Annotated in this window: 18 protein-coding genes; 8 read left to right on the forward strand and 10 right to left on the reverse strand. The window is 74.6% G+C overall.

The window, feature by feature from the left end; translation table 11 throughout:
• Nucleotides 1-42 precede the first annotated feature (42 nt).
• Nucleotides 43-2,928 carry an ATP-binding protein gene (locus tag AC1UE4_RS01900; protein ID WP_482915526.1) on the reverse strand — a complete coding sequence of 962 codons (2,886 nt, stop codon included), beginning with the start codon at nt 2,926-2,928 and terminating at the stop codon, nt 43-45.
• Between the two features lie 118 nt (nt 2,929-3,046).
• Between AC1UE4_RS01900 and AC1UE4_RS01905 the strand changes: the two genes are divergently transcribed.
• Entirely contained in the window at nt 3,047-3,289 is a 243-nt protein-coding gene (locus tag AC1UE4_RS01905; RefSeq protein WP_482915527.1) for a hypothetical protein, read from the forward strand.
• A 69-nt stretch (nt 3,290-3,358) separates the two neighbouring features.
• On the forward strand, nt 3,359-3,868 hold the full coding sequence (locus AC1UE4_RS01910; RefSeq protein ID WP_482915528.1) for a hypothetical protein: 510 nt from the start codon (nt 3,359-3,361) through the stop codon (nt 3,866-3,868).
• Between the two features lie 18 nt (nt 3,869-3,886).
• On the opposite strand, the gene AC1UE4_RS01915 is transcribed toward AC1UE4_RS01910, so the two are convergent.
• The 3 genes from AC1UE4_RS01915 to AC1UE4_RS01925 all read right to left on the reverse strand — a co-directional run bounded on the left by AC1UE4_RS01915 (nt 3,887) and on the right by AC1UE4_RS01925 (nt 7,518).
• Nucleotides 3,887-4,489, reverse strand: coding sequence for a CAP domain-containing protein (locus tag AC1UE4_RS01915; protein WP_482915529.1), 603 nt, complete (start codon nt 4,487-4,489; stop codon nt 3,887-3,889).
• A 102-nt stretch (nt 4,490-4,591) separates the two neighbouring features.
• On the reverse strand, nt 4,592-6,496 hold the full coding sequence (locus tag AC1UE4_RS01920; protein ID WP_482915530.1) for an FG-GAP-like repeat-containing protein: 1,905 nt from the start codon (nt 6,494-6,496) through the stop codon (nt 4,592-4,594).
• A gap of 65 nt (nt 6,497-6,561) precedes the next feature.
• A complete protein-coding gene (locus AC1UE4_RS01925; protein ID WP_482915531.1) occupies nt 6,562-7,518 on the reverse strand; it encodes a hypothetical protein in 957 nt (318 codons plus the stop codon).
• 141 nt (nt 7,519-7,659) lie between these two features.
• Here AC1UE4_RS01925 and fgd point away from each other — a divergent pair, with 141 nt between their 5' ends.
• On the forward strand, nt 7,660-8,667 hold the full coding sequence (gene fgd, locus AC1UE4_RS01930; RefSeq protein ID WP_482915532.1) for a glucose-6-phosphate dehydrogenase (coenzyme-F420): 1,008 nt from the start codon (nt 7,660-7,662) through the stop codon (nt 8,665-8,667).
• A complete protein-coding gene (gene purU / locus AC1UE4_RS01935; RefSeq protein WP_482915533.1) occupies nt 8,664-9,521 on the forward strand; it encodes a formyltetrahydrofolate deformylase in 858 nt (285 codons plus the stop codon). Before fgd ends, purU begins: the two co-directional genes overlap by 4 nt.
• Here purU and AC1UE4_RS01940 read toward each other — a convergent pair.
• Genes AC1UE4_RS01940 through AC1UE4_RS01955 form a run of 4 tightly spaced genes read right to left on the reverse strand, consistent with a single transcriptional unit; the run spans nt 9,518 to nt 11,145 of the window.
• A complete protein-coding gene (locus AC1UE4_RS01940) occupies nt 9,518-9,976 on the reverse strand; it encodes a GNAT family N-acetyltransferase (RefSeq protein WP_482915534.1) in 459 nt (152 codons plus the stop codon). The two genes, purU and AC1UE4_RS01940, sit on opposite strands and share 4 nt — an antisense overlap.
• A 16-nt stretch (nt 9,977-9,992) precedes the next feature.
• On the reverse strand, nt 9,993-10,325 hold the full coding sequence (locus AC1UE4_RS01945; protein ID WP_482915535.1) for a hypothetical protein: 333 nt from the start codon (nt 10,323-10,325) through the stop codon (nt 9,993-9,995).
• Complete coding sequence (locus AC1UE4_RS01950) at nt 10,322-10,729, reverse strand: GFA family protein (RefSeq protein ID WP_482915536.1); 408 nt, start codon at nt 10,727-10,729, stop codon at nt 10,322-10,324. Before AC1UE4_RS01950 ends, AC1UE4_RS01945 begins: the two co-directional genes overlap by 4 nt.
• On the reverse strand, nt 10,726-11,145 hold the full coding sequence (locus tag AC1UE4_RS01955; RefSeq protein WP_482915537.1) for a TOBE domain-containing protein: 420 nt from the start codon (nt 11,143-11,145) through the stop codon (nt 10,726-10,728). The genes AC1UE4_RS01950 and AC1UE4_RS01955 overlap by 4 nt, the downstream gene beginning before the upstream one ends.
• A 50-nt stretch (nt 11,146-11,195) precedes the next feature.
• Between AC1UE4_RS01955 and modA the strand changes: the two genes are divergently transcribed.
• From modA to AC1UE4_RS01970, 3 genes are read left to right on the forward strand one after another with little or no spacing between them, the layout of a single operon-like run.
• On the forward strand, nt 11,196-11,960 hold the full coding sequence (modA, locus tag AC1UE4_RS01960; protein WP_482915538.1) for a molybdate ABC transporter substrate-binding protein: 765 nt from the start codon (nt 11,196-11,198) through the stop codon (nt 11,958-11,960).
• Nucleotides 11,957-12,760 carry an ABC transporter permease gene (locus tag AC1UE4_RS01965; RefSeq protein WP_482915539.1) on the forward strand — a complete coding sequence of 268 codons (804 nt, stop codon included), beginning with the start codon at nt 11,957-11,959 and terminating at the stop codon, nt 12,758-12,760. Before modA ends, AC1UE4_RS01965 begins: the two co-directional genes overlap by 4 nt.
• Entirely contained in the window at nt 12,744-13,817 is a 1,074-nt protein-coding gene (locus AC1UE4_RS01970) for an ABC transporter ATP-binding protein (RefSeq protein ID WP_482915540.1), read from the forward strand. Before AC1UE4_RS01965 ends, AC1UE4_RS01970 begins: the two co-directional genes overlap by 17 nt.
• On the opposite strand, the gene AC1UE4_RS01975 is transcribed toward AC1UE4_RS01970, so the two are convergent.
• Nucleotides 13,814-14,662 carry an SDR family oxidoreductase gene (locus tag AC1UE4_RS01975; RefSeq protein WP_482915541.1) on the reverse strand — a complete coding sequence of 283 codons (849 nt, stop codon included), beginning with the start codon at nt 14,660-14,662 and terminating at the stop codon, nt 13,814-13,816. The genes AC1UE4_RS01970 and AC1UE4_RS01975 overlap by 4 nt on opposite strands.
• Nucleotides 14,663-14,804: 142 nt before the next feature.
• On the opposite strand from AC1UE4_RS01975, the gene AC1UE4_RS01980 reads away from it, so the two are divergent.
• Nucleotides 14,805-17,477, forward strand: a complete 2,673-nt coding sequence (locus tag AC1UE4_RS01980) for an EAL domain-containing protein (protein WP_482915542.1) — start codon at nt 14,805-14,807, stop codon at nt 17,475-17,477.
• 9 nt (nt 17,478-17,486) lie between these two features.
• On the opposite strand, the gene AC1UE4_RS01985 is transcribed toward AC1UE4_RS01980, so the two are convergent.
• Entirely contained in the window at nt 17,487-17,786 is a 300-nt protein-coding gene (locus AC1UE4_RS01985) for a metal-sensitive transcriptional regulator (protein ID WP_482915543.1), read from the reverse strand.
• Between the last annotated feature and the right edge of the window lie 35 nt (nt 17,787-17,821).

Consider the following 17,821-nt stretch of genomic DNA (forward strand, 5'->3'; position numbering starts at 1 on the left):
GGGTATCCGGGGATCCCTTGAACGGCACCCTGAACCGGGCGGTCAGGTCCCCGAATCGCGCTCGCGCTCGACCAGCCCCGCGAGCGCGACGCGCGAGCGCACCCCGAGCTTGTCGTAGATGCGCGCGAGGTGGCTCTCGATCGTCTTCTCGCTCAGGAACAGCGTCTCGGCGATCCCCCGGTTCGTCTTGCCGGCGGCGACCTGCTCGGCGACCTCGCGCTCACGCGCGCTGAGGCCGGCGATGCCGCCGCCGTCCGGACCGCGGACGGGCCGCGCGACGCGGCGCCCGCGGCGGCGCAGGTCGCGCGCGGCCGCGTCGGCCTCCCGCAACGCGCCGCAGTCCAGGAAGGTCGCGTGGGCGCGCTCGAGGTCTGCGATCCCGTCGTCGCGCTCTCCCAGCGCCACCCGTGCGCGACCGTGCAACGCCCGCGCCCGCGCCGCGAGCAGCGGGTTGCCGGCCCGCTCGGCGAGCACCGCTGCGACGGACGCGACCGCCGCAGCCTCGGCGGCATCGGCGCGCGCGAGGAGGACGGCGGCGCGGGCGCAGCGCGTGGTGGCGTCCTGCTGGGGGAGCTGCCCGGTCGCCGAGCGCGCCTCCGCGCGGGTGACGGCGTCGTCGGCGGCGTCGACGTCGCCCAGCTCGAGATGGGTGAGCGCCAGCAGCTCCCACCCGCGCGCGGCGCCGAGATCGAGCAGCGAGGCCACCGGTCCGGAGTCGAGCCCCGCGAGCTGCTCCCGCGCGCCGGCCGCGTCGCCGGCGGCGCGCAACGCGCCGGCGAGGACGACGCGGGCGAGCGAGCGGAACAGCCCCTCGCCGAGCTGCTCCGCCAGCGCGAAGGCCTCGCGCGCGCTGAACACCGCCCGGTCGATCTCGCCGGCCCAGATCGCGGCGGTCGAGGCGGTCTGGAGCGTCCACACCAGCATCTGGGCGTTGCCGGTGAGCACCGCGGCGTCGGTGGCGCGCTCGGACAGGCCGACGGCCTGAGACACGCGGCCCTTGAGCAGCAGCGCCTGAGCCTGGAGGCCGAGCAGCCCGGCCGGCGCCGAGTCCTGCCCGGTCTCCAGCGACGTCTCGAGGCCGCGGTGCGTGTACGCCAGCACGTCGTCGGCGCGCTCCAGCCGGATCGCGGCCAGGCCGACCCAGCCGCAGAGGTCGACGTCCGCCGCCAGCCGCTCGTCGCGGATCCTGCCGAACGCGGCGGCGGCCTCGTCCAGGAACCGGGCACCGTCCTCCGGGCGTCCGAGCGTCGTCGCGGCGACGCTCGCGAGCGCCGCCGCCCGGCTCGTGAACAGCGGGTCCTCCGGGCGTTCGCCGAGCATGGCGCGCGCCGCCTGCTCGAGCTCGGCGAAGTCGCCGCCGAAGTACCGCCCCAGCAGCAGCTCGGTGCGCACCCGCACGGCCTCGGGATCGTCCGGGCGGTCGAGCGCGGCGAGCGTCTCCTCGAGCAGCCGGCGGGACTCCAGCGGGTGCCCCGTCTGCCGCCGTGCGGCTGCGAGTTCGACGACCATCGCGGCGCGGCGGCTCAGCTGGTCGGGCGGGACGAGCGGCAGCCCCTGCTCGAGCAGCCCGAGCGCGTCGTCGTAGGCGCCCGCGCGGCAGAAGGCCGACGCCGCGCTCGTGATGAGGTCGAGCCGTCGGGCCGGCGGGGTGCCGGGCGGCAGGAGGCGCACGGCGGCGGCGAGCCAGCGTGCCGCGGTGCGCGGCGCCCGCGGCGCCGCCGCGTGGGCGGCCTCGGTCAGCAGCGCGATCGCCTGCTCGTCGCCCACGCCGGCCGATCGCTCGACGTGATGCGCGCGGGTCCCGAGCGGGCCGTCGGCCGCGGCCGCTCGCGCGTGGGCCCCGAGTCGCCAGCCGCCGGGCAGCGCGTCGTACACGGTCCGCCGCACGATCGGATGGCGGAACCGGAACCGCCGCGGCGCGGCAGTGGGGCGCAGGAGGTCCGCCTCCAGGAGCTCGTCGAGCGCGGCGAGCGCGAGCGGCTCGGGCGTCTCCGCAACCCGCGCCACCAGCCCGAGCTCGAACGACTCGCCGGCCACCGCGGCGGCGTCGAGCACGGTGCGCGCGGCGTCGGGCAGCGCGTCGCGCTCGGCGCGGATCGCGGCGGCGACGGCGGGCGGGACGGTGAACTCGGCGACCTCCGGCTCGGCCCGCAGCGCGCGAGCCGCGCCCGGACGCAGCGCGTCGCGGGCCAGCTCCTCGAGGTAGAGCGGGTTGCCGCCGCTCTCGCGGTACAGCGCCGCGCGCGTCGCGGCATCGAGCCGCGGATCGAGCAGCTCGGCCGCCGCTTCCTCGCTCACCGGGCGCAGGTCGAGACGCACGCCGAAGCCGCTGCGCTCGGCCGCCTCCAGCGCCGTGACGAGCGCGGGCGGCGCGCGGCGGAAGGCGAACACCGCGAGCAGCGGCGCGCCGAAGCGCCGGACCAGGTGCGCGATCAGCTCGATCGACGCGTCGTCGGCCCAGTGGACGTCGTCGAGCAGGAGGACGAGCGGCCGCTCGGCGGCGACGCGCTCGAGCGCCGCGCGGATCGCGTAGTGCGCGCGCAGCCGGTCCTTCTGATCGCGCGACGCGACGCCGGCCGCGGCGATCGGCGAGAGCCCGGGGAAGATCGCCGCCAGCTCCGCGACGGCGGGGTCGCCCAGCGCGTGCAGGAACGACGGCTTCAGCGCGCCGAAGTAGTCGTTGAGCGCGTCGATCACCACGCCGAACGGGATGTCGCGCTCGAACTCCGCCGCACGCCCGTCGAGCACCAGCCAGCCGCGCTGCTCGGCGCGCGCGGAGAGCTCCGCCGCGAGGCGCGACTTGCCGATGCCGGGCTCGCCGGCGAGCTGCAGGACGCGCCGGCCGCCGGCGGCGAGATGGTCGAGCGACCGCTCCAGCTCGGCGAGTTCCCGGTCGCGGCCGACGAGCTGTCGTTGGGTCGTGGCCACCGCTGCGCCTCGCCGCGAGCCTACGCCTACGGGACGGGCGGGTCCACGAGCGGTTCAGGGGACGGTTCCGGAGGTTCCCGGATACCGCCGGAGCGCAGGCGCCGCCAGCCTCAGCTCCGTGCCCATCTTCGTCCTGTCGCACGCTCACCGCCCGGAGGAGTGCGCGATCTCCGTCGCCGCCTGGAAGGGCTACGCGAGCCCGCTGCGCCGCAGCCGTCCGCTCGGCTCCTGCGCTGCCGGGGGCCATCACGTTTGGTGGTTCGTCGAGGCGTCCGACGCCGAGGCCGCCCTGCTGCTGCTGCCCCCGTATGTCGCCGAGCGCACCACCGCGCACGAGGTGCGCGAGCTGCGGATCCCCTGAATGCCCCAGCGCGTGTGGCGCCGTGCAGTCCGTTCCCCGGTCCGGGAGCGTGGGTAGGCCCTCGGAACCATGTCCGATCTGCGAGAGACCTACGAACTGCCCAAGCGCTCGCCGATGCCGTTCCGGCAGTGGTGGCTCATGCTCGCCGTTCCCGTCATCGCGCTGGCGCTCTGGTTCGTGCTGCCCGATTCGCCGATCACCGTCGCGCTGCTCGTGATCGTCGTGCTGGGCGTCGTCTTCTTCGGCGTCCAGCGGATCCTGCACTCGCGCCAGCTCACCGAGGCGCCCGACGCCCGGCCGGTGCCGCGCGCGGGCCGCGGCGAGATGCCGGCCGCCGGGACGCCGAGCGTCGCGTCGCCTTCGCACGATGAGTCGGCCCCGATGGCGCCGCCGCACGACGACCGGCACGCCGAGCCGCTCGGGCCGGCGACGCCGGACTCCGAGACCCCGCTCGGCGACACGCCCGAGGCGCACGACGAGATGACGCCGCACGACCTCCCGCTCGACAACCCCGGCCGGCCTGCGGCCGAGCGCGAGGCCGAGCGCCACGGAGGCACCTTCCGCGGCGAGACCCGCTGACACGGGCCCAGCGGCGGCTCATCGGCTCGGTGGGCCGCCGAACGTCGTGACGTACGTCCCGCCGGCGGCGCGGGGCACCTTGGAGCGGACGGGCTCGGGCTCGACGGCCACGCCGATCTGCGTGAAGCGCCCGCGAAGGATGTTCGCCCTGTGGCCGGGGCTGTGCATCCAGCCGTCGACGATCTCCGCCGGCGTGCCCCCGGCACGCTCGCCGAACGCGAGGTTCTCCCCGACGATCCCCGGCCCGCGCCAGCCGGCCGCGCGGATGCGGTCGCCGGGAGAGCGCCCGTCGGGGTTGACGTGCGCGAAGAAGTGCCGGCGGAGCATGTCGCGGGCCTGCGAACGTGCCGCGGCCTCCAGGCGCGTCTCCTCGGCGAAGTGGCGCCGGTGGTGCCGGCGCCGCTCGGCGTTGAGCAGGCAGAGCGTCGATCGCTCGATCGCGCGGCGGTTGCGGTTCGTCGGGATGGCGTTCGCGTTCGGGCACCCGTACGTGGGGAGCCGCTCGGCTCGGCCGGTGTTCGGTGCGATGTCGGGCCGGCCGCCTCGCTCGCGGTAGCCGAGCACCGCCGCGATCACCACCACGACGCCGACGATCATCAGCGACCGAAGGTGCACACCCATTGGTGCGGGAACCTTCCATGGTTCGAACTCGTTTTCAAGACATCGCCGTGCACGCACGGTGCCTGACCCCGTTGGTGCGGGGTCGGGCACCGCTTGCCGGGTTCAGCGGACCGTGACGCGGCTCGTCGCGACCGTGGTGCGGTCGGCGGTGTCGATCGTCGCCACGACGCGGTAGCGGCCGCGCGGGGCGCGGAGGGTCACCGTGCGCGCCGTGCGGGTCCGCGCGGAGCAGACGGTGCGGTGGCCGCGGACGAGTCGCACGCGCAGCGACGCGGCGCGCGCCTTCGTGCCGGCCAGCTGGACCGTGCACTTGACGGCCTGCTTGCGCTTGACCCTGGCGAGCTTGCAGGTGACGACCGCGTCGCGGCCGGCGGCTCCGCGCGCGCCCGCCGGGCCGACCGGGCCGACCGGGCCCGCGACTCCCGCGACACCCGCCGGACCGGCCGCGCCGTCTTCACCGTCGGCGCCCGCCGGGCCCGCGGGCAGCGAGCCGCCGGTGCCGGTCAGCGTCACCGCAGCGGGCGCGTTCGGGTCGTCGCTCAGCAGCGAGAGCGTCGCCGAGCGGGCGCCCGCCGCCGACGGTGCGAAGCGCACCTGCAGCGAGCACGTCTGGTTCGTGTCGACGGTCGCGCCGATGCACCCGTCCGCGGCGACGATGAAGTCGGCGGCGTTCGCGCCGGCGACCTTCACGCCGCTCGGATGCAGCGGCGCGAAGCCGGTGTTCGTGACCGTCACGGTCTGCGGCGCGCTCCACGTCGACACAGCCTGCGTGCCGAAGCCGATCGGGCCGGCGGTCAGCGAGGCGTCGCCGCGCTGCTCGAGGATCGCCAGCGTCGAGTCGCCGTTCCCGGCCGTCACGATGTCGCCGCGGTTGTCGCCGTTCAGCGAGCCGATCTCGACGTCGAGCGGCTTGTACGGGCCGGGCAGCGCGATCGGGGCGCCGAACGAGATCGCTCCGCCGCCCTGCGTCGTGTTGCGCAGGACGCGCAGCCCGCCGAGCGTCCCGACGACGACGTCCTCGCCCGACCCGCTGCCGGGGAGCATCGAGCCGGTGACGTCGACGGGGGAGACGTCGCCGAGGTCCGTGTGGATCGGCGCCGCGAACGCCGGCGTGGCGTCGCCGTTCGTGGTCAGGTTGGCCACCGCCGCGATCGAGTCGTGGCCGGCCGGCAGCGAGCCGACGTTGACGCCGCCGCCGACGACGTCGTCCTTGCCCGAGCCGTTCAGCTGGCCGACCCACACCGACGACGACGAGCCGTTGTCGAAGTTCGTCCGCGTCAGCACCGGCGTCGTTGCGCCGTTCGTCGTGGTGTTGACCCACGCGGCGCCGCCGCCCGGCCCGTACGCCGAGACGAGATCGGTCCGGCTGTCGCCCGCCACGTCGCCGGCCGCCAGCTTGTTGAGCGCCGCCGTCCCGTCGAACGCGGTCTCGCCGGTGAACGCCGGCGTCGCCGACTGCGGCGCGGTCTGGTTGATGCGCACCGTCAGCTTCGCGTTCAGCTGGGCGAGCGCGACGTCCGGCTTGTTGTCCCCGTTGAGGTCGGTGACGACCGCGTCGACGGCGCCGCCGGACAGGGTGCCGACGTCGGTGACGGCGAACGAAGGCGCGCCGCCGGCGTCGCTCGTCATGACGACCTGGACCTTCGACGTCGTGTCGGAGGTCGCCACCACGAGGTCGTCGCGGCCGTCGTCGTTGACGTCGCCCGCGGCGACCGTCATCGGCTTGGTCGCCGTCGGGACGACGACCGGCGTGTAGTCGGGCACGCCGCCGCCGGCCGGGCGATGGCTGAGCATCACGGTGACGCTCGCGCTGCCGCTGTTGGCGACGGCGAGATCGGGCACGCCGTCGCCGTTCAGGTTCGCCAGCACGACGTCACGGGGCGCGGTTCCGGTCGGCCACGTGTCGGCCGAGCCGAACTCGAAGGCGGCCTGCGCGCTCGGTGCCAGCGCGGCTAGCGCGGCCAGCGCCGCGGCGAGGGGGAGCGTCCTTGCGTTTCGATGGAGCACGTCCCGGACGGTCGCACCGGGACGTGGTCCGTCGCATCGGGGGGTTCCCCGGGCCTGACCCTGGATCAGTCGAAGGTCACGACGTGCAGCTGCACGTCGGTGAGCGCCTGCTGCGCCACACCCGAGAAGTTGCAGGCGTACATGACCACCTGGTTGACCGTCACGACGCTCTGCCCGTACAGCATGATCCCGTCCTGGAGGTCCTCCTTCGACGAGAGCACGACGGCCTGACCGGGCTGCGCGCCGCCCACGCCGATGTCGTACTCCTTGCACTGGCCGACCGCGATGCTGCCGGCCCCGATGCTGATCGAGCCGCCGTTGAGCTCGGTCCCCGTGAGGTCGTCGAGGGTGAGCGAGTTGTTCACGACGCTGGCGCTGTCGACGCTGTTGTTCGCGAGCTCGTCCGCGCCGACGGCGTTGGTCGCGATCTCGTCGGCGGCGACGGAGTTGGTCGCGAGCTCGCCCGCGCCGAGCGAGTCGTTCACGACCTCGCCGCCGTCGATCGAGTCGTTCGCGATCTCGGTGGCCTGCACGGCGTCCGTGGCGATCTCGGCGGAGTTCACGGAGTCCGCTCCGAGGTCGGCTGCCGTGAGCGTGCCGTCGAAGACGGTGCCGCTCACGATCGAGTTGGCGGCGAGCTTGGGGTTCGTCACCGCGCCGTCGGCGAGCTTCGCGGTGGTCACGGCGCCATCGGCGAGCGAGGCGGGGTCGCCCGGGTCGCCCTTGGCGCCCTTCTCGCCGGCGGGACCGGCCGGGCCGGCGGGACCGGCGGGACCGACGGCGCCGGCGGCGCCGGCCGGGCCGGCGGCGCCGCGCAGGCTCCGCACGGCGGAGCGGCTGAGGTCCTTGGTCTGGATCGACCGGTCCTTGATCGTCTTCGAGTTCACCGAGCCCGGTTTGAAGACGGCGGACACCGCTTTGGTGGCGAGCGCGTCGCCGCCGAGCGAGATGAACAGGGCGAGGGCGCCCATGCTGAGCGCGAGCGCGTTGAGCGCGCGGGGGGAGGAGAAGCGGACGGGCATGGCGGGACGCTACGCGGACCGCCATGGTCATTGCCAAAGCTCCTTCGAGCGGTGCATCAGCGCGGCCTGATCAGGAGCTTCCGCAGCACCGCGACAAGGTGGACCGTGCGCCGACGGGGCCGCGGCTACTGTTCGCGGCCCATGGGCATCCGCATCGGCTACAAGGCGTCGGCGGAGCAGTTCGGGCCGCGCGAGCTGCTCGACTTCTCGGTCGAGGCCGAGCGCCACGGCCTCGACGTCGTCTCGGTCTCCGATCACTTCCAGCCATGGCGCCACCACGGCGGGCACTCGCCGTCGGCGCTGACCTGGCTCGGCGCGGTCGGCCAGGCGACCGAGCGCGTGACGCTGGGGACGAGCGTCCTGACGCCGACGCTGCGCTACCACCCGTCGATGATCGCCCAGGCGTTCGCGACGCTCGGCGTGCTGAACCCCGGCCGCGTGTTCCTCGGCGTCGGCTCGGGAGAGGCGATGAACGAGACACCGGCGACGGGCGCGGAGATGCCGGGCCGCAAGGAGCGGCGGCTGCGGCTCGCCGAGGCGGTCAAGCTCATCCGCGAGCTGTGGACGAGCGAGCGCGTCGACTTCCAGGGCGACTACTACACGACCTCCAAGGCGACGGTCTACGACCGTCCCGACGAGCCGGTGCCGATCTTCATCGCCGCCTCGGGTCCCTTGGCGGCGAAGCTCGCCGGCCGCGAGGGAGACGGCTTCATCTGCACGAGCGGCAAGGACCCCGACCTCTACCGCGAGCTGCTCGGCAAGGTCGAGGAGGGGGCCGAGCAGGCGGGCCGCGACGCGTCGCAGATCCGCCGGATGATCGAGATCAAGGTCTCCTACGACCGCGACCGGCAGTTCGCCCTCGACGCGTGCCGGTGGTGGGCCGCGCTCGCGCTCAAGCCCGAGCAGAAGGAGGGCATCGAGGACCCGATCGAGATGGAGCGCGTCGCCGACGAGAACGCCGACCGCGCGCACACGCGGTTCATCGTCTCCGACGACCCGGAGGAGGTCGTCGAGAAGATCCGCCCGTACGTCGACCTTGGCTTCCAGGACCTCGTGCTCCACGCGCCCGGGGAGGACCAGCGCCGCTTCTTCGACCAGTTCGCGGCCGACGTCCTGCCGCTGCTGCGCGACCGCTTCGGGGCGGCGTGACCGGCGCGCCCGGCACGCTGCGGCTGCTCATCTCCTGCCCGGACAAGCCGGGCATCGTCGCGGCCGTGTCGCGGTTCCTCTTCGAGTCGGGCGCGAACATCGTGCGCTCGGACCAGTACTCGACGGACCCCGAGGGCGGGACGTTCTTCCTGCGCATGGAGTTCACGCTCGGCGCCGACCGGCGCGCCGGCTTCGCGGAGCGCTTCGGCCTCGCGGTCGCCGAGCCGTTCGGGATGACGTGGCGGCTGTGGGACAGCGCGACGCGCAAGCGGGTGGCGGTGCTCGTCTCGCGCGAGGACCACTGCCTGCAGGAGCTGCTGTGGCGCTGGCGGCGCAACGAGCTGGACGCCGAGCTCGTCCTCGTCGCCTCGAACCACGCCGACCTCGAGCCGGCGGCCACCGCGTTCGGGCTGCCCTACCACCACGTTCCCGTCCCGCCGGGAGGCAAGCCCGAGTCGGAGGAGCGCCTGTTCGAGCTGCTGCGCGGCACGTGCGACCTCGTCGTGCTCGCCCGCTACATGCAGATCCTGTCCGAGGGGTTCCTCGACCGGCTCGGCCTGCCGGTCATCAACATCCACCACTCGTTCCTCCCGGCGTTCGCGGGCGCGGGGCCGTACGAGAAGGCCAAGGAGCGCGGCGTCAAGCTCATCGGCGCGACGGCGCACTACGTGACGGCCGAGCTCGACGCCGGCCCGATCATCGAGCAGGACGTCGCGCGGGTGACCCACGAGGCGTCGGTCGGCCAGCTCAAGCGCGAGGGCGCGCAGATCGAGCGCACGGTGCTCGCTCGCGCGGTGCAGTGGCACTGCGAGGACCGCGTCGTGCGGCACGGCAACACGACCGTGGTCTTCTAGAGCGCGCGGTCGAGCCAGACGCGGTCGCGCAGCGGGATCCCGTCGACCTCGATCCCGGGCGGGTAGCCGGTCGCCTCGGTGAACGCGTCGCGCTCGACCGACTGCATCCGGAAGCCGAGGCGCTGGTAGAAGCGGAGGTTCCCGACGTCGGCCGCGGCGGTCGCGACGCGCAGCAGCGCCACGCCCTCCGACCGCGCCAGCGCGACGGCGGCGTCGATGAGCGCGCGTCCGATCCCGCGCCCGCGCACGTCCTCGGCGACCGCCATGTTCTTCACCTCGTCGCCGGCGAGCTGCAGGTGGCCGAGCAGCCGCCCGTCGCCGTCGCGCGCGACGAGCACGCGCCCGAGTCCGAAGTACGTGGCGAGCTCGCGCTCGGAGTCCTCCGCCAGCGCGAACGACGCGCGCAGCGCCTCGCGCGGCCCGGTGTGCTCCTCGACGCGAACGCCGGCCGTCACTGCGCCAGCGCGGCGGTCAGATAGGGTGGGCGAGCACGACGCCCGGATGGCGCTGGAGCGAGCGCAGGTACGTGCGGCCGAACGACGTCGTCTCGTCGGGCGGGTCGACGAGCGCGCGCAGGCGCACGAGCACGGCGTCGCGCTCGACGTCGTCCTCGGCCTCGTCGAGCAGCGTCAGCACCTCCGACAGGGACCGCAGCCAGCTGAACCGCGGGTCCTCGATCGCGGCCTGCAGCGTCTCGCCGCCGCTCATGCGGCCGGTGAAGCGCTCCATGTCGATCCGCTGCTCGGCGAGCAGCTCGCGGTGCAACGCCAGCAGCGCGGTGCGGACGGCGGCCACGTCGGTCATCCGCGCCCCCGCTGGAAGCGCTCGGTGCCGTCGTCCGGGATCGGCTCCCATGCGGCCGCGGAGGCGAGGTGCTGGCGCCACGTGAACCGGACGTCCGGCGGCGTGTCGAACGCCGACATCCGGATCGCGACGACCCCGGGGTCGTCCGGGCTGCGGGCGAAGAGGTGCGAACCGCACTTCGAGCAGAACGCCTTCTCGAAGCCGCCGTCCGGCGCCCACACCGACAGCGCGTCCTCGCCGGCGACGATCCGCATCGCCCCGTGGGAGACGGCGACCGACGGCGAAGCGGCCGTGCCCGTTCGCTTCTGGCAGCGGGTGCAGTGGCAGTAGCCGGCCGCCACCGGCTCGCCCTCGATCTCCATGCGGATGGCGCCGCACGCGCAGCTCGCGGTCAGGTCGCTCATGACCCGGCATCTTCGCGCGCCGCGCGGGAAGACGGCGCGGTCTCGACCACGACGCCCGTGGACTTGATCACCGCCTCGGCGTTCGACCCCGGCTGCAGGCCGAGCTCGTCCGCCGCCTCGCGCGACATGAGCGACACGACGCGGAACGGGCCGCACGCCATCTCGACCTGCGCCATGACGGTGTCGCGCTTGACCGACAGCACGATGCCCGGCAGCCGGTTGCGCGCGCTCGAGCGCCGCTGCGGGGAGCGCTCGCGCAGCAGCCGCGCGACCTCCTCGGCCGGCAGGTGCCGCTGGCCGCCGCGGCGCTCGAACTGCACGCGGCCCGCGCGCTCCCAGCGCCGCAGCGTGTCGGTGCTCACGCCCAGCGCGGCGGCGGCGGCACCGATCCGCAGCCACGATGCCTCATCCGCCATCGTTCACCTCGTGCATAGGCATTGCTTGGGCGCGATGATACGGTCGCGCCGTGCGTGGCCTGCTCGCCATCGGCCTGATCATCGCGCTCTGCCCGGTCGCCGCCGCGTGCGGCGGCGACGACGCGAGCGGCTCGGGGGTGGTCGTCGTCTCGGCCGCGTCCTCGCTCAAGAAGGCGTTCACGACCTACGGCGAGGGCTTCACCGACGCCGACGTGAAGCTCTCGTTCGCCGGCTCGGACGAGCTGGCGGCGCAGATCCGCAAGGGCATCAAGCCGGACGTCTTCGCCGCGGCGAACACGAAGCTGCCGCGCGAGCTCGCGGCCGACGGCCTGGTCGAGCAGCCGGTCGTCTTCGCGACGAACGAGCTCGTGCTCGCCGTGCCTGCGAAGGACGACGCCATCCAGAGCATCGACGACGTGACGAAGGGCGACGTGTCGCTCGCGATCGGAGCGGAGGGGGTCCCGGTCGGCGACTACACGAGGACGGTCCTCGACCGCCTGCCCGGCGCGAAGGCCGCGGCCATCCTCGACCGCGTGCGCTCCAACGAGCCCGACGTCGCCGGCATCGTCGGCAAGCTGACACAGGGTGCCGTCGACGCCGGCTTCGTGTACCGCTCCGATGTGACCGGGGCGGGTGGGAAGCTGCGCGCCATCGAGCTGCCGGACGACCTCAAGCCGACGGTCCAGTACGGCGTCGCCGTCGTGAAGGACGCCCCGCACCCGGACGCCGCGAAGGCGTTCGTCGACGGCCTGCTCGACGGCGACGGCGCGACGGCCCTGGAGGAGAACGGGTTCGGGCCGCGCCCGGAGACGTGAGCCGGCGCAGCTGGTTCGGCGTCCTCCTCGCCGCGGCGCTCGCCGTCGCGCTGCTGTTCCTCACGCTGCCGATCGTCGCGATCTTCGTCGACACGCCGCCGGCCGACCTGCTGGCCAGCCTCGACGACCCGGCGGCCGTCGACGCGCTGAAGCTGAGCCTGTGGACGAGCGCGCTGAGCGTGCTCATCATCGTCGTGGTCGGCACGCCGGCCGCGTACTTCCTCGCGACGCGCCGCTTCCGCGGCCGCGAGCTCCTGCTGACGCTCGTCGAGCTGCCGCTCGTGCTCCCGCCCGCCGTCGCCGGCATCGGCCTGCTCGCCGCGCTCGGGCCGAACGGCCTCCTCGGCGGAGCGCTCGACGACGCGGGCATCCAGGTGGTCCTCACGACGACGAGCGTCGTCCTCGCGCTCACGTTCGTCGCCGCGCCGTTCTACCTGCGCCAGGCCGAGGCCGCGTTCGCGGCGCTCGACCGCTCGTGGCTGGATGCGTCGCGGACGCTCGGCGCCGGCGAGGCGGCGACGTTCGCCCGCGTCGCCGTGCCGTCCGCGGTGCCGGGCCTCGTCGCGGGGCTCGCGCTGGCGTGGGGGAGGGCGCTCGGCGAGTTCGGCGCGACGCTCATGTTCGCGGGCTCGTTCCGCGGCGTGACCCAGACCGTGCCGCTGGCGATCTACGAGCGCTTCGCCACCGACTTCACCGGCGCGCTCGCGCTGTCGGCCGTGCTCGTCGCCGTCTCCGGCGCGATCCTGCTCGCCGTCAAGCTCGCCCTCCGGACCGGGCCCGCGCGTGTCGCTGCGCCTTGAGGCCCGCGCCCGGCTCGGCGAGCACACCGAGCTCGACGTCGCGCTCGACGTCGGGGCCGGGCGCTGCGTCGCGGTCGCCGGCCCGTCGGGCGCCGGGAAGAGCTCGACGCTGCGCGTCGCCGCCGGCCTGCTGCGGCCCGAGCACGGCCGCGTCACCGCGGGCGACGCCGTGTGGCTCGACACGGCGGCGGGCGTCGACCTGCGGCCGGAGGAGCGGCGGTGCGGCTACGTCTTCCAGGAGTTCGCGCTCTTCCCGCACCTGCGCGCGTGGCAGAACGTCGCCTACGCGCTGCGCGACCGGCCGCGCGCCGAGCGGCGCGCCGGCGCGCACGACTGGCTCGAGCGCTTCGGCCTCGCCGACCGCGCCGACGCGCGGCCGCAGACGCTGTCGGGCGGCGAGCGCCAGCGCGTGGCGCTCGCGCGGGCGCTGGCGCGACGCCCCGACGTGCTGCTGCTCGACGAGCCGCTGTCGGCGCTCGACACGCGCACACGCGCGCGCGCGTCCCGCGAGCTCGCCGACGTGCTGCGCGCCTCCGAGGCGCCCGCGGTGCTCGTGACGCACAACTTCACGGAGGCGGCGCTGTTCGGCGACGAGGTCGTCGTCGTGGACGGCGGGCGCGTCGTGCAGCGCGGGACCGCGAGCGACCTCGCCGCCCGCCCGGCCTCGGCGTTCGTCGCCGACTTCACGGGCGCGGTCGTGCTGCGCGGCGTCGCGACGCCGGCGGGCGACGGCAGCACGATCGTGCGCCTCGCCCACGGCGCCGAGATCCGCAGCACCGACGCGGCGACCGGCCCGGTCGCCGCGACCGTCTTCCCGTGGGAGATCACGCTCGAGCCGGCCGACCGGTCGCCGGCGGGCTCCGCGCGCAACCAGCTCGACGGGCACGTGACGTCCGTGACCGCGATCGGCGGCCGCGTGCGCGTCGCCGTCGCGGCCGCCGAGCCGCTCACCGCCGAGGTGACGGCGGCCGCGGTCGCGGACCTGGCCCTGCACCCGGGCGCGCCCGTGCGCGCCGTGTGGAAGGCCGCCGCGACGCGGCTCGTCCCGGCCGCTTAGCCGCGCTTCTCGGGCCAGCCGTCGACGAAGAGGTCGAGACCGAGGTCGGCGCCCGGCGCGGCGTCGTACTTCGAGAGGTCGGTGACGCCCTCGTCGGCCAGCACCTCGTCGTCGATGAACGTGTTGCCCGTGCAGGACTTCGGGTCACGCTCGAGGATGACCTTCGCCGCGTCGCCCATGATCTCCGGCGTGCGCGAGCGGGCCATCGCCGCGTCGCCGCCGAGGAGGTTCTGCACCGCGGCGGTGGCGATGAGCGTGCGCGGCCACAGCGCGTTCGCGGCGATGCCGTGCTCGGCCTCGTCGGCGGCCACGCCGAGGGTGATCATCGACATGCCCATCTTCGAGACCGTGTAGGGCGCGTGCCCGCGCAGCCACTTCGGGTCCGCGCTCAGCGGCGGCGACAGCGTCAGGACGTGGGCGTGGTCGGACTCGCGCAGGTGGGGGATCGCGGCGCGCGTCAGCAGGTACGTCCCGCGCGTGTTGATGTCGAGCATGAGGTCGTACCGCTTGGGCTCGAGCTGCGCGATCGGGACGAGGTTGATCGCGCTGGCGTTGTTGACCACGATGTCGACGGAGCCGAAGCGCTCCTTCGCGGCGGCCACGAACTCCTCCGTGCGCGCGTCGTCGCGGACGTCGCCGACGAAGGCGAGCGCCTGGCCGCCGGCCTGCTCGATCTCCTCGGCGGCCGTGTGGATCGTGCCCGGCAGCTTGGGGTGAGGCTGGTCGCTCTTGGCCATGATCGCGACGTTCGCGCCCTCGCGCGCGACGGCGACGGCGATCGCGAGGCCGATCCCCCGGCTCCCTCCGGACATGACGACGGTTCGGCCCTTCAGCGGTGACGGCATGGGGCGGGAGCCTTGCAGATGCCGGTCGATCGGCCGGTCTTCGGTCAAGGGCCCCCGGGTGCGACCGACAACGAAGGGGAACGTGAACGCACGTCATCGCATGAAGCTGGGCGGCCGGGCCCAACTGGGGGCAGGCCTCGCCGTGCTCGCGCTCTCCGGCCTGCATCAGCTGACCGGCCTGGGCGGTCGGACGTTCGCGCTCTGGTACCAGCCCTCGGTCTTCCTCGTCTGCGGGCTGCTCGTGCTTGCCCGCATCCCGCGCGAGCGGACCGCGCAGGCGGCCTGGTCGCTGCTCGGGGCGGGCCTCATCGTCTACGGCGGCGGCAGCGTGCTCTTCAACCTCATGTACGCCGACGCCGCCGTCGTGCCGTTCCCATCGGCCGCCGACGTGATGTGGGTCCTGATGTACCCGGTGGCGTTCGCCAGCTTCGGCCTGCTCGTGCGCCTTCGCTTCGCGAACGTCGCCGGCGTCCTGTGGCTCGACGGGATCATCTGCGGCGGGGTGGTGGCGGCGCTCGCCGCGACGGTCGTCTTCGACCCCGTGCTGGACCTCACCCTCGCCAACGGGCCGGCGAGCGTGGTGCGGCTCGCCTACCCGCTCGGGGACCTGCTCTGCTTCGGGTTCGCGGTCGCGGTGTGGGGGATGAGCGGGCGCCGTGCCGACCGCATGTGGATCCTGCTCGGCGCCGGGTTCGCGCTCCTCGCCGTCGCCGACGGCTTCTACGTCGTCGAGGCCGCCCACGGGACGTGGCAGCCGGGCGACGTGCTCGACCTCCCGTACGCGGGCGCGACGATGCTGATCGCGGCCGCCGCGTGGGTGACGCCGCGGCGGACGGTGCTCCGCCGCGAGCAGCAGACCGAGCGGGTGCTCATGCCGGTCTTCTTCGCGTGCATCGCGCTCGTCGACGTCGGCATCGCGCTGTTCGTCGACCTCAACCCGCTCGCGGCGGTCCTGGGCTTCGCCTCGCTCGTCGTCATCGTGGTGCGCTTCGCCGTCACCCTCGGCTGGCTGCGCGGGCAGCGGGCGCAGCTCGCCCGCCTCGCCGCCGCCGACCCGCTGACCGGGCTGCCGAACCACCGGACGCTGCACCAGCGCCTCGAGCAGGAGCTCGACCGCGCCCGCCGGGCCGGCACGCCGCTCGCGGTCGTCGCCCTCGACATCGACCACTTCAAGGCGATCAACGACAGCTTCGGTCACGCCGAGGGCGACGCGATCCTGCAGGCGATCGCGGGGACGCTCACGCGGGAGCTGCGCTCCTCCGACCTCGTGGGCCGCGTCGGGGGCGAGGAGTTCGCCCTCGTGCTGCCGGGCTCCGATGGCGAGACGGCGTTCGCGATCGCCGAGCGCGCGCGCCTCGCGGTGCGCGACATCGAGGTGCACGGGACGCGCATCTCCTGCTCGGGCGGCGTCGCGTCGTACCCGGCCGACGACGAGGACGGCCGCCGCCTGCTCGAGCTCGCCGACGGCGCGCTGTACTTCGCCAAGCAGCACGGCCGTGCGCAGGTGCGCCGCTACGACCCGACCCAGATGGTCCTGCTGTCGAGCGCCGAGCAGCACCGCCAGGTCCGCGAGGTGCTCGACGACCCCGGCGCGCTGACGCCGGTCTTCCAGCCGATCGTCGAGCTCGCCACCGGCCGCGTCGCCGGCTACGAGGCGCTGACGCGCTTCCTCGTGACCGAGCCGGTGCGCCCGCCCGACGTGTGGTTCGCGCAGGCGCGCCGGTGCGGCCTGGGCAACGCGCTCGAGGCGAAGGCGATCGAGCGCGCGCTCGCCGTCCCCGGCCGCCCCGAGGGCGCCTACCTGAGCCTCAACGTCAGCCCCGCCGGTCTGCTCTCCGACGAGGTGGCCGCGGTGCTGCCGCGCGACCTGGGCGGCCTCGTCATCGAGCTCACCGAGGACGAGCTGTTCTCGACCGACGAGGCGCTCGACCACGCGCTCGCCGACCTGCGCGCCCGCGGCGCGCGCGTCGCGGTCGACGACGCGGGCGCGGGCTACGCCGGCCTGCCGCAGCTCGTGCGCATCAAGCCCGACATCCTCAAGCTCGACCGCTCGCTCATCCGCGACATCCACGCCGACGGCGCCAAGGCCGCGCTCGTCGAGGCGCTCGCCCGCTTCGCCACCACCACCGGCTCGGCCGTGTGCGCCGAGGGCATCGAGGAGCCGGCCGAGCTGCGCACCCTGGCCCGCCTCGACGTCACGTACGCCCAGGGCTTCGCGCTCGCACGGCCGTCCGCCGAGTGGGCCGGCGTCGACCGGTCCGTCGTCGCCGTCGCTACGGCGCCCGCGCGCGACGGCATGCGCCTCGCCGACGCCGAGCGCACCGATGGCGCGCGGCCGACGTTCGGGGCCGTCGTCGACGCGCTCGTGCGCGTGGACTCGCCCGAGGGGCTGAGCGACGTGGTGCCGCTCATCACGACCTACGCCGCCGCCGACGAGGCGGCGCTCTCGCGCGTGACGCGCGACGGCGCCGGCGTGCAGACGCTCAGCGTCCATGACTGGGGCAACCCGGGCGCGGTGTACCCGCTCGCCGAGTACCCGTCGACCGAGCGGATCGTCGCCGACCAGCTCGTCGGCCAGGTCGTGCGCGGCGACCCGGCGGCCGACGCCGCGGAGCTCGCGCTGCTCGAGGAGAGCGGGCACGGCGCCGTGCTCATGGCGCCGATCATCCACGGCGGCGCCACCGTGGGCCTGCTCGAGATCTACCGGCGCAGCCCGCGCCCGTGGACGCCGACGGAGGTCGACCAGGTGCGCATGCTCGCGTACCACCTCGGCGCGACGCTGGCGACGCTCACGGCGCTCGCCCCCGCCGCCTGACGCGGCGGCTCAGCCGCGGCGCATGAGCCGCCCGACGGCGGCCATCAGCTCGTCGGTGAGCTCCTCGGGTCCGCCCTCGCCGTGCCCTTCGACGACGCAGTGGCGGGCGTGCTGGTCGAGCAGCCCGAGCGCCACCTTGTCGAGCGCGGCCTGGATCGCGCTGATCTGCGTCAGCACGTCGATGCAGTAGCGGTCCTCGTCGACCATCTTCTCGACGCCGCGGACCTGGCCCTCGATGCGCCGCAGCCGCTTCTGCAGCTGCTCCTTCGTCGCGGAGTAGCCGCGTGCTGATGTCGTGTCGGCTGCCATGTCTGTGATCATACCCACAGGAGGTATGCACGGAT

This window comes from Parviterribacter kavangonensis, assembly GCF_056863335.1.